Here is a 12,718-nt window from a genome sequence, read left to right as displayed (position 1 = left end):
TTGTCAAAGTATGGTTTGTGTAAATCTTTTATTATTTTTCATTAATTATATTTTTGAAAGTAGTAATCACATACCTCATTAATACTACCATATTTAACTTTTTCACCTTTTTCTAATACAATCCCTCTATTACATAACTCTCTAATTTCTTTAATTGAATGTGAAACTATAACAATTGTTGTACCCTTTTGGATCATATTCTGAATTTTTTCATGGCATTTTTCTTGAAATTTAAAATCCCCAACAGAAAGTATTTCATCTACAATTAGAATATCTGGAGTTAATGCAGTAGCTATAGCAAAACCTAATCTAGCGTACATTCCTGAAGAAAAATTCTTCACTGGTATATCCAAAAAATTTTTTAATTCTGAGAACTCTACTATTTCATCAAAAGTTTTCTTAATAAATTTATCATCATATCCCAATATAGCACCGTTTAAAAAGATGTTATCTCTTGCTGTCAATTCGGGATCAAATCCTGCCCCTAGCTCTATTAAAGGAGCTATTTTCCCTTTAATGGATACTTTACCTTTAGTAGGTTTTAAAATTCCTGAAATGACTTTAAGAATTGTACTCTTTCCAGCACCATTTAACCCTAAAATTCCGAAAATGTCTCCCCTATTAATTTCAAAACTAATATCCTTTAAAGCCAAAAATTCATTATAAGTTATTTGATTTTTCACCTTTTTAATTACAAATTCCTTTAAATTAGTTATTTTCTCATTTGATGTTTTAAAACTCATTGAAACATTTTCAACTGTAATTATTGGTTCCATATTTAGATATCACTCCTTAAAATAGTTATATATTAACTACAAATTTATCCTGCGACTTGTAAAAAATGTATAATCCTATAATAAACATAATAACACTACATGCCAAACAAACTAAATTTAATTGTAACGTAGGGACATTTCCATATAGTATTGTTTGCCTAAAATAATCTATGAAATAGTACATAGGATTATATAATATAAAGATTATATATTTTTGAGGAATAATATTTATAGGATAAAATACAGGAGTTAAATAACTCCAAATTGTCAAAATTACAGAATATATATGTTCTAAATCTCTAAAAAACACTCCAATTGAGCATAACATTAATCCAAACCCCATACTAAAAATAGCAATATATATAAGCCCCAATGGTGCTAAAATTGCTGCATAGGTCAACTTAACTCCTGTTAAAATGCACACTAGAAATATTGCTATCAAAGAAATACTCATATTAATGAACGAAAATAAGACCTTTGATATGGGGAATATATATTTGGGTATATATACCTTTTTAATCAATTGTCCATCTCTAAATATGGATGACATAGCCAAATTTGTCGATTCTGAGAAAAAATTAAAAAGCACTTGTCCAGATATCAAATATACTGGAAAGTTAGCAATATTAAATCTAAATATGCTTTGGAAAACAATTGTTAATACAATCATTGTTAACAATGGATTTAATAAACTCCATGCTATACCTAAAAATGATCTCTTATATTTTACTTTTAGATCTTTTACTGTTAATTTCCATATCAAATTTTTATATTTCAAAAAATTTAATATATAATTTCTAAATTTATTCATTTTACTGTTCCCTTTTAAATATCATTATTTTAAATAACTAGTATTTTCCTAAATTCTATTTTAAACATTAACTTTATAACGATAGTTACTCTACTATATTCATAAGCACTAAAAACTTTACAGCATACAACTACATCTTTATCTTATCTACAAATACTTTAAGAGCATCTTCCCATTGCCTCATCTTATCTCCTACTGAGCATCTAAGCATCATATTGTCTAAGGAAGAGTACGCTGGTCTTTTAGCAGTTCTTGTTAATTTATCTGACTTTATAGCTTTAACTATACAATCTATACCTGCGCATTCTACAATTTTGCATGCAAAATCATACCAACTGCATTCTCCTGTACCTGTACAATGATAAATTCCGTATTCTTCTGTTAAAGCTAACTTTAAAATGTGATAAGCTAAATCTTCTGCATTAGTAGGATTTCCTCTTTGATCATCTACAACTTCTAAATACCCCTTATATTTTGCAACACTTAAAATAGTTTTCACAAAATTTTTGCCATTATATCCATAAAGCCATGCAGTTCTTACTATAAAATATCTGCTGCTAAAGCTCTTTACATATTCCTCACCTAAAAATTTCGTTTTTCCATATGCACTGATAGGACATGGAATATCGCTTTCTTTGTAAGGTTCTACTCCCTTACCTTCAAACACATAATCTGTAGATATATGAATAAGTTTAGCTCCTATATCTTCACATCCTATGGCAACATTTCTTGCTCCTAGAGAATTTACTTTAAACGCTAGATCATAATTTTCTTCACAACCATCTACATTTGTATAAGCTGCGGAGTTTATTATTACGTTTGGCTTTATTTTACTGATATATTCCCTTACAGAATTTAAATCTATTATATTTAAGTCATCTGCACCTACTGATATAATCTCAGCTAAACTATATATACGACTAATACTACCTAATTCAGAAGCACCTGTTTTTAATATATTATAAATTTGACTGCCTAATTGTCCAGTTCCCCCAATAATTAAAACTTTCACTTTATTGCGCTCCTACTCTTTTGATGCTGCTGCTTCTAAATTAGCTATATATGTGTTGTTCAGTATTTCATGTAAATTTATTTCCTTAGCTAAACTATTAGCATAAGCTAGTGACTCAAATGTTCCAGCATCTGTCCACCAGTTTTCTAAAACATCGTAGGTTAAAGAACCATCTTCTATATACCAATTGTTAACATCTGTAATTTCAAGTTCTCCTCTTCCTGATGGTTTTAATGTTTTTATTACATCAAATACTCTGCTATCATACATATATATTCCTGTAACGCAGTAGTTACTTTTAGGTTTTTTAGGTTTTTCTTCTATAGAAACTATATTGTCTCCTTTAAGTTCAGCAACTCCATATCTTTCAGGATCTTTGACCTGCTGTATAAGAATTTTTGCACCTTTCTCTTGATTTTTAAACTTTTCTACAAATGACGCTATGTTGTCTGAAAATATATTATCGCCGAGAATTACTACGCATTTATCAGTTCCCACAAAATCCTCACATAATCCAAGTGCTTGTGCTATTCCTCCTGGTTGATCTTGAATTCTATATGTAAATTTTACACCATAGTTATAACCACTGCCTAGTAAGTTAACAACAGCTCCCATATGTTCCTTACCTGTAATAACCATTATGTCATTTACATCAGCTTGTTTCATTTTTGCTATTACATGGTCTATCATTGGATACTTTCCAACTGGAAGTAGGTGTTTATTTGTTACTTTTGTTAAAGGAAAAAGTCTTGAACCTGTTCCGCCTGCTAATATTATTCCTTTCATTTTTAAACCCTCCAAAATTCCATATACAATTGCTTTTATTGTGTGTGATTATTCACAATTAAATATTTGCTTACTAATAAATCTATATTTTGACATATTTATTATATCACGTATGTAAGTTTATTTAAACTTAAAAAAGTGTAACAAGCACAGAAATAGCTATTGTTACACCTTTTTTACAAACTTATATATTATTTAGTTAACATTCTCTTTATCAATTCTATTATTTTTTAACTTATAGTTAACACTAACACCCATTCCAAATAGCACCCAAAATACTGGTGCTACAGATACAACGCTATCATTAAAGAACCCAGCCCCTAGATATCCGCAGATGGCAATAAATATAGCTAGCCCAACTATGGAATAAAAATCATTAAACTCATTTTTAAAATATAACTTTGCACAGGACATAAAGTATATAACAAACATTGCTAGAAATGATATTAATCCAAGTACTCCTATATTAATTGCATTCTCTAGATATAAGTTATGAGCCTTATCCACTAGCATAGAAACTGTATCATAAGCAACAAGCTTTCCTACATAATCATCTTGTGGAAACTTAGCTGCAAAGGTGTCTGGACCATATCCTAGAATTACTGTATGTTTTAAAAGCGGTATGCTCCTTGACCATATATATCCTCTAGCAGAACCTAATTTCTCTTTTCCCTCAAGTCCCCATTTCTCAGCAGCTTTTATTTCCAAAGAATCACCATACTCATTTACAAAGCTAAAATGGCCACTATTAATTATCAAAGGTATTTTTAAACTTCCTCTCGTTATATTCATAGTATATTTTTTACCGGTGCTCGTAGAGTATTCTTCCATATCTATAATAAGGTCTTTGAATTTATCTTCTTTTAAAACTACTTGTCCACTTTGCACATTTCTCTCAGTATTTATAATATTGTCTTTATCATCTTTAAATATTATATTATCATTATCACTTTGTATCTTTAGGGTTTTATCTGAAAATACTATTTGTAATGATTTGTCTTTTTCTACCACGTCTCTAAGCAAAGATGTGTTAGAAGCTTTAGCTAAGCTTTCTGCATCCTCAAATAAAGAACCAATTCTAGCTTTTAACATTCCTTTAGAATATATATTAAAACCTACACCACCTATAAGTGCCACAACTAATATTGCAGCTGTAAGTTTCCAGTTTTCAATAAAATATTTTCTGAGGGTTGTAATAAGTATTAGAATTGCTATTATTCCACCAATAATCCCTGCACGTGAATGACATAAGATTAGGTTTAAAAACATAAGTAGACTAACTAGTGCCATAATACTTTTATAAAATTTGTTTTTTATTAAAATAAAAAGTGTAAAAGTTAAAGGGAAAAGCATAGCCATATAGCTACCCACATAATTATAGTGATATAAAGTAGCATATATCATCTTGTCTCCAAACTGAAACTTCAAATTTGCTGCTCTATTCTGAAGCTGTGATGGAAGAATTAATTTTTTTCCTGTCATAGTTTTAAATATATCATGTCCAAAATACTGTAAAATTCCAATAGTACCTATTATTAAAGCAGAACATATAAGTGCAATAAGTATAACTTTAATGGCAGCTTTATCCTTGACTATATTTATAGTTGTAAATAATATAAGCATATAACACAAAAGTACTATCATACCTTCATATCTTTCAACAAAGCCCCAGATTGATATTCCTTTAAAATCTGAGAAAACTGTAGATAAAACTATTAGTATTGAATATATAATCATAGGTATATATATGGTATTTTTATGTATTTTTATCTCTTTAGAAACTAGTTTTACTCCTAAAATAATTAAAGCTATTATTGTGAATACCATTATCCATATACCTTTATAATAAGAGAAAAAGTCTAAACTTTGACTGCTTCCATTCCAATATTTAAAATAATCACCTGTAAGCTTCATAGCTTTACCATAAACTATTAAAGGAACTAAAGATACTAGAAAAATTAAAGGTATTACCGAATACCAATTTCCTTCATATTCTTCACCATATAAATCCTTATACATATCATCATACATTTTCTTACCTCCATACTATTCTAATAAAAATAACGTTACTAAATATAACATATATTATTAATATTAGTGCATTTTACATGTTATTTCAACTTATTTGTTGCATCTTTTATATTGGCATTCCCAATTCTTACATATTCCCTTTGTCAAATATTGAATTTAAATTAATATTTAATATTTCTTTTATATTCAAAGATTATTCTTTTATGCAAAATTTAATTATTTTAATACTTCCGTTAACTACTTAATCTAAAAAATAAAAGACCATTGGATAGAGTACATATTAGTACCTTATACAATGGCCTTTTTAACATGTTGTAATTAGTTTTTCAGTTAGTATGTGACCTAACCATGTTTATGATAATTGAGTTGAATTATTTAGAAAGCAATTAATTTATTTTTTCCGTTCATATATAAAAATAAATTAATATGAAATATTTATATGAATAAGAGATATATAAGAGGAAGGTAAGCCCTTCCCCTCATATATTGATTTTATTTATTATCTTTGAGAAGTTATGTCAGTATCAACAAGAATTATATCTCTTGTCTTAGTCTTATCATCAGAAGATGGAACAAACTTAGCATTATTGCTGTTGTCATCTCTTAATGCTTCTACGTCAATATTAGCATTCTTTAATGATACAGAAACTTTCTTCTTGTTTGCTTTTCCATTTGCAAATACTTGTTTGTCATTTTCAAATAAGAATACTAGAGAGTTTCCTTTAACTACAACTCTTTCAGCTTTAACTTCTGTTCCGCCTACGTTGAATCTGAAGTCATCAGCCTTAACACCTGAGTATATTGGATCAAGAACTGTATCGAATGTTAATACAACTGCTGCATCTGTAGTTCCTGCTTGTGTTGTTGCATACCAGTAATCTGAAGTAGTTTCTGGTGCTGCTAAGTAGTCATATGCTCTTGATACAAGATCATGGAATTGAGCATCAGTAGCAATTGAAGCTCCAGTTATATCTTTAAGACCGTTCTTTCCTTGTGCATCTGTAGCTTTTACTTGAACTTTTGCAAATGATCCCCAAAGCTTGATTATATCAGCTTTGTCAGCTTTATCTGTGCTGCCAGATAAGTTTGTTAAACCATTTTTAGCATGATTTGCAGTATATTCATCTACTATGTTAGCGCTGCTATCTGTGTGATCATCATTATTGAATCTTAAGATAACATCTGATCCGCTAACACTTACGCTATCAGGAGTTTGGCCTGCAACCATAAAGTATTCTTTAAGTGCTGAATCTGGATCTATAGCATTTTGGAATTGTACTTTAACTAATAGATCATCTCCGTCTTTTTGTATTCTGTAAGTGCTATCTTTATATGCAAAAGAACCTGTTGCAGAAGCACTTATTGTTGAAGAATTATTAAATGAATCTATTAAGTTTCCTTGTAAATCCTTTAAGTTTGATGCAAGAATACCTCTTATTCTGTTGTCATTATCATAACTTGTAATATTTGTTCCATCAACTGTTGTACCATCGCCAAGATCTGTATAGTAGTTGTCTGGGAACTCTAATGTTACACTCTTATCATCGTTTCCAACTGTAATCTTTGTATCGGATGGTAATTGCTTACTATCTCCTGCAGCATTCTTGTACTTATAATTGTCTAATTTATCTAATTGAGATCCATCCATTGCTTCTGAGAAAGTTACAACAACTTTATGCTTATCTTTTGCATAAGCATTAGCATTCATCTTAGGTGCTACATCGTCTGATCCATTTATTGTATTTGTAGAATCATCCATAACATTTTTATTAGCCGTAGTATCTGCTAAGTTTTTAATAATTAAAGTATATTTAGCAGCTGTTAATCTCCAATCATCGTTCTTTAATTGGGCAATTGTAGTTGCTTGTGTAACAGGATCATAAGTTTTTCCTTTTCCAATTGTTTGATAATCATAAGCATTTTTATAAAGTTTTATATCCCATGAGTTATCAGCACCAAATGTATCATCTTTAATAGCACCTGATGTTACAGAATCAGAAACACTCTTATAAGATGGTTTAACTAATCTTATATGACTGCTAATATCTACATTACTTGCATCTTTTAATGTATAGTTAGCTGCTTTAATTGCATAAGATGCATCTATATCTTTGCTAAATGACATACGAATAGTTTCACTATCTACCATTCTAACACTAGTTACTGTTGGTTTTGTTTCATCTTTTTCCATTGTAAAGTTTACTCTTGTATCATCAGCAACCTTATTGCCATAAGCATCCTTTACGCTGTTACTTACATATATTGTATTTGAACCAAAGTTGATGCCTGGAACATGCTTAATCTTAACAGTACAATCTCCTTCTTTTAAAGAAATATCTTTTGGATCTACTTTTCCAGATAGAGAGTCATTGTTTAATTTATAGTTACTAATAACTTTAGCTGTTTTAGTATCCATTGGTCTGTCAAATATTATTTTTATAGTATTATCTGTGCTAGCTTTTACTTCTTTAATTACTGGTTTAGTGCTTACAGTATCAACATTGAAGTTTTCTTCTTTTTCTTTAACTATAAATCCTGCTGCATCACTTAATACTCCATTAGCAGTTCCATCAGAAACCTTTAAAGTGTTGCTTCCAGCTGGAAGTTTTGTAGAGAAGTAGAAGTCTACTTTATCTGCCCAAACACTATCTTTGTCAGATTCAATTCTAGCTGCTGTTGTAGTAGCTATTTGGTGGTCAACTTCAGTTACTGTAGTATCTAATCCAAAACTTGATATGTTTTGTCCATTTATCTTAAACTTTGAAATAAAGTCGTTAGTAGGGTTCACACTACCAACTGCAGTTACTGGTATCTTAACAGGTTCTGTAAAGTTAACTGTTATCTTGTTGTTTCCTTTTACAGATACAGATGCTATTGCTGGTGCAGTTGTGTCTGAGAATGATATCTTTTGATCAAATGCATCTATAGAACCTGATTTATCTGCAGTTAAAACTCCTTGCTTAACTGAAACTGTATATTGTTTTTGTTGTTCTTTTGGTTGTTTTAATGTAATTAAAAGAGTTCTGTTGTCATCTCCAAGTACTGCTACTGCATCTTTGTCACTTAAAGTAGAACCATCTATTTTGTAGTTTCCTACATCTTCAGCTGAATCTGAATCAACATCAGTGTTGAAATTTACTCTTAATTGGTTTAAATCAACTGCTTCTACTGATTTAACAGTTGTGTTTCCTGGGCCTGGTTTAACTCCAGTAACAGCTTCTGTTATTTTTCCTAAAAGACCGTCTGAAACAACACCTGTTCCACCAACAACTTGTAAGTCAGTTGATTTATTTGCATTGTTTTTGATGTAATTTAAAGCGTTAGTTGTTCCTTCGTTTCCGTCTTTGTCAACTAATACTAATGGTGCAGCATATTTTCCAGCTAAAGCTGAAGCTACTAGAGCATCTGCATATCCATTATCTTGTGCATTGTATGCTGCTGAAGCAACATATAATTTATCCATTTTAACTGTATCTTTGAAGTTAGCTAAAACTTTTTGGTTTGTATCCCATCTATCTTTTCCACCATCTACTCTTGTACCATTAACAGTACTTAATATAGAATCGCTTATAACATTTTTAGTTCCAACTACAGTAACTTTTGACTTGTTCTTAGCTACAAAGTCAAGTACTGGCTTCATGTAGTCAGCATTGTTCATTCCTAGTAAAAGGATTTGTCCTTTAGCAGCTGCTACTGGAGCTACTGATAAAGCGTCTGAGAATCCTTCTCCGCCAACCATGATTACGCTGCTTGGATCTACTCCTAAGTCAACTAATTTTTGTGCTACAGCTACGTTAGTTTCGTATCTGTTAGCTCCGCCTAATTCTACTAAGCTGTAAGTTTTCTTTAATTCATTTCTTACTGCTGTTGAAACTGAAGCTTCTCCACCAACAACATATACATTTTTAGCACCTAATTTTGATAATGCGCTAGCTGTATCTGTGCTTAATGTTTTTGCTGTAGTTAAAAGTATTGGTGCATTTAATTTTTTAGCTAATGCTGAAGCACTTACTGCGTCTGCATAACCTTCACCGGATACTAATACTACATTGTCGCTAGTTGTCCAGTTCTTTGTAGCAACTTGTGCTGCTGTTGCATATCTGTCAGCTGCTCCAATTCTTTCTGCTTGTCCTGCTGCTGCTTTAACTGGGCCAGCTGATAGAGCTGTTGTTAAAACTAAGGACATAAGTGTAGCACTTGCAAGTGCTTTTGTACCTTTTTTACTCATATTGTAATACCCTCCTCGATTAAGTGAATTTTAATTAAAATTCTAAAATATATATATATATTTTTAAATATATACTTTATTAAAATACTTCCAAGCCCTATTTAAAACGTTGTAGCTCGGTCATATTTTTAAAACAGGATTAATTATAACATATTTATACTACATATTCTAGTAATTATGTGTAATTTATTTAATTTTTATCAAAAAAACCTATCATAGATAAGATTTCCAAAATTCACACTTAATTATATCATAACTTAAGCGTCATTTCTACTATAATCATAATTTATTAATTTATTCATATATTAGAATATCTTTACTATGATTCTATTATACAACATCATTTCTAGTTTTTCTATACCTTGGCTACTAGTAAATTTAACCACAATATCCATTTGCCAATATACTAGGATACTAAAAAATCCAATGTCTGCTTATGTATAATTTTGTTGTCTAAATATATTCTACATATAATTGAAAATTCCTCCTTATGAGGAAAAAAATTTGGAAGGACAGCGAAAATCTTATTATAATACTATCCTTACCAATAATTTATTGTGCATTTTTTTATTTTCAATCTACTCTATAGATATAACTTCAAGACTGTCTCCTACTTGTAAACTGTTCATAATACTGTCTGAAACAGATGCAGTACCACCTACTATTACAACTTTAGAAGTATCTGTTACATTAGATAAAATATAGTCGTGAGCTGAAGCTATTTGACTTGCATTTGCTCCAACTCCACTTAGTATAAGTGGTGAACCTGTTTTTGCTGCTGCTGCAGAAGCAACAAGAGCATCAGCAAACTGATCGTTTGTAGCACCACCAGCTGCTACATAAACATTACTGAAATCTAATCCATCAGTACTTTTAAAGTAACTTAATACAGCTAAGTTTGTAGCAAATCTATCAGGAGTATTTTGAGTTATCTTTTTTCCACCAACAGAATCCACTACGGATTGTGGTAAAACTCCCTCTCCTCCAACAGCTAGTACTGATAAACTATTTGAAGTTACAACATCTTTTACTCCAGATGCTACTGCCTTTGAAGTTCCAAATAATACTGGATATCCTTTTTGTGCTGCAATTGATGCTACAGATAATGCATCTGCATATCCATCTTGTCCATTTACCAGTACAGCACCTTTTTTACCACTAAGGCTTAATACTCTTTTAGCAACTTCTGCATTTGTTCCCATTCTTGAAGTATCTGTTATTCCAGCTATACGCTCAACTTGATAGCTTGCTTTTAGCTTGGTTTCTATTGATGGAGATACTACACCAGTTCCTCCTACTATGTAAACTTTTGATGCTCCAAGATTTTGAATTGTAGCTGCTACCTCTGGCTCTAAAGTACTTCCACCTGCTGTTAAAAGTATAGGTGCATTAAGTTGTTTTGCAAGAGGTGTAGCACTTACAGCATCTGCATATCCATATCCATTTACTAATATTACATTTGATGCCTTTCCAAATAAGTCTGTAGCAACTTTATTTGCTGTACCTATTCTTCCACCTGATCCCCCATCAGTTCTTGTAACTGTAGCAGCTTGTACATTCGCTGCACATAATGATATAGAAAGAACCAATGCCGTAAGCATAGTGCTTAAAAATCTTCTTCCTTTAACCATTAAGTTTACCTCCCATTCTTAAATATACTTACAATTTAATGAAAATTTTTCACTTTGTAGTATTTTCTTCATATTATACACCATATATCGGTGTTTTGCTATAAAACTAATCCAAAATTTATTTATATGTCTCTATTTAGTTTCGTAGTTTTAACAAAAAAGTTTATATATTCTTATAATGATAATGTATCCTCAAGATACAAATTATTCCATGATATAAACAAGAGTCATTAACTCCAACATTAATACATTTTTCATATTTGTGCTTAAGTGTCCTAAATTTAACTTTTAAGTCTTCATAAATATAGACGATTAAAGATTCTTTTTCGCTTCAAAAAATTTTTTTATACTAAGTTCTATTCAGTTATTTTTTCTATTTCTAGAATGAGAAAATTCATCGAATCTCTATAATCCTTAAGTGTAGATACCCAACTCAAACTAAACTCTATTCCCTACAATCTCCCATAAAAAATAACGCAACTATACCTGCTCCAGTATGAGAACCTATTACAGGACCAATGTTGTTTATAATTACGTCTTTAACCTTGTATTGTTCAAGAATTAAATCTCTTACATACTCAGCATCCTCAATACAATCTCCATGGCTTATAGCTATTACCTCTTCTTCCGGATTAACTATTTTCTTGCTTAATTTTTCTACAAGAGTCTTTAAGGCCTTCTTTCTCCCCTTTACTTTTTCAACAGGAATGAGTCTTCCCTGGTTATCTACAAATAATATTGGCTTTATATGAAGCAAGGTTCCAACCATGGCTGCAGTACCGGATATTCTGCCCCCTCTTTTTAGATGATTTAAATCTTCTGGCGTAAACCAGTGATTTACTTTTAGTTTATTTTGTTCCACCCAATTTATAATTTCATCTTTTGAAGCTCCTTTTTTAAGCATGTCATAAGCGTAGTAAATCAAAAGCCCTAATCCTAAAGATGCGCTTTTACTATCTATTACTGTTATATCAGCATTTTTATATTCTTCCATTATTTGTTCTCTTGCTAGCTGCGCACTACTTGTGGATCCGCTTAACGCTGAAGAAAATCCTATATATATAACTGATTTTCCTTGTTCCACATACTTTTTAAATTCATCATAATACATTTTAAAGTTTACCTGTGATGTAGTAGACATTTCTCCAGCTCTTAATGCATCATAAAATTCTTTATAACTTGCAGTTTCCCAAAAATCATCCTTACGCTCAACGCCTTTAAGTTCATATGTAAAAGGCAGATAAGGAATACTATTTCCCTCTATATATTTAAGTGGTAAATCACTACAGGAATCGATTAATATTACTGTATCCATTTAAATCCCTCCCAGCAAAATTACTTTTAGTAAAATAAACCTTAATATAATTTAGCATTATATCCATATTATATATATTTGTCCATATGTACATTTTATTATACTTTTACATACATTTCCATTTTTTT

At 30.5% G+C, this 12,718-nt stretch carries 8 protein-coding genes; all 8 read right to left on the bottom strand.

The features are described from left to right. Positions 1 to 41 precede the first annotated feature (41 nt). Positions 42 to 776, bottom strand: a complete 735-nt coding sequence (locus tag I6U51_RS12820; protein ID WP_211143009.1) for an ABC transporter ATP-binding protein — start codon at positions 774 to 776, stop codon at positions 42 to 44. A gap of 25 nt (positions 777 to 801) precedes the next feature. Then, on the bottom strand, positions 802 to 1,587 hold the full coding sequence (locus I6U51_RS12815; protein ID WP_211143008.1) for an ABC transporter permease: 786 nt from the start codon (positions 1,585 to 1,587) through the stop codon (positions 802 to 804). A gap of 130 nt (positions 1,588 to 1,717) precedes the next feature. Next, a complete protein-coding gene (gene rfbD / locus I6U51_RS12810; protein WP_211143007.1) occupies positions 1,718 to 2,599 on the bottom strand; it encodes a dTDP-4-dehydrorhamnose reductase in 882 nt (293 codons plus the stop codon). Positions 2,600 to 2,611: 12 nt separating this feature from the next. After that, the gene (locus I6U51_RS12805) at positions 2,612 to 3,385 is read right to left on the bottom strand and encodes a sugar phosphate nucleotidyltransferase (protein WP_211143006.1); all 774 of its coding nucleotides are present in this window, start codon (positions 3,383 to 3,385) and stop codon (positions 2,612 to 2,614) included. Positions 3,386 to 3,580: 195 nt separating this feature from the next. Continuing rightward, positions 3,581 to 5,416 (bottom strand): O-antigen ligase family protein, encoded by a 1,836-nt coding sequence (locus tag I6U51_RS12800; RefSeq protein WP_211143005.1) that lies wholly within the window; start codon positions 5,414 to 5,416, stop codon positions 3,581 to 3,583. 499 nt (positions 5,417 to 5,915) lie between these two features. Further along, positions 5,916 to 9,644: a cell wall-binding repeat-containing protein gene (locus I6U51_RS12795; protein WP_211143004.1), complete on the bottom strand. Its 3,729-nt coding sequence runs from the start codon at positions 9,642 to 9,644 to the stop codon at positions 5,916 to 5,918. A gap of 578 nt (positions 9,645 to 10,222) precedes the next feature. Further along, the gene (locus tag I6U51_RS12790) at positions 10,223 to 11,275 is read right to left on the bottom strand and encodes a cell wall-binding repeat-containing protein (RefSeq protein ID WP_211143003.1); all 1,053 of its coding nucleotides are present in this window, start codon (positions 11,273 to 11,275) and stop codon (positions 10,223 to 10,225) included. Positions 11,276 to 11,720: 445 nt separating this feature from the next. Then, entirely contained in the window at positions 11,721 to 12,590 is an 870-nt protein-coding gene (locus I6U51_RS12785; RefSeq protein ID WP_211143002.1) for a DegV family protein, read from the bottom strand. Between the last annotated feature and the right edge of the window lie 128 nt (positions 12,591 to 12,718).

The sequence above is a fragment of the Clostridium aciditolerans genome, from assembly GCF_016316925.1.
Lineage (GTDB): Bacteria > Bacillota > Clostridia > Clostridiales > Clostridiaceae > Clostridium_AM > Clostridium_AM aciditolerans.
Note: the sequence above shows the minus strand (reverse complement) of the source record. Positions and strands in the feature narration are given on the sequence as shown.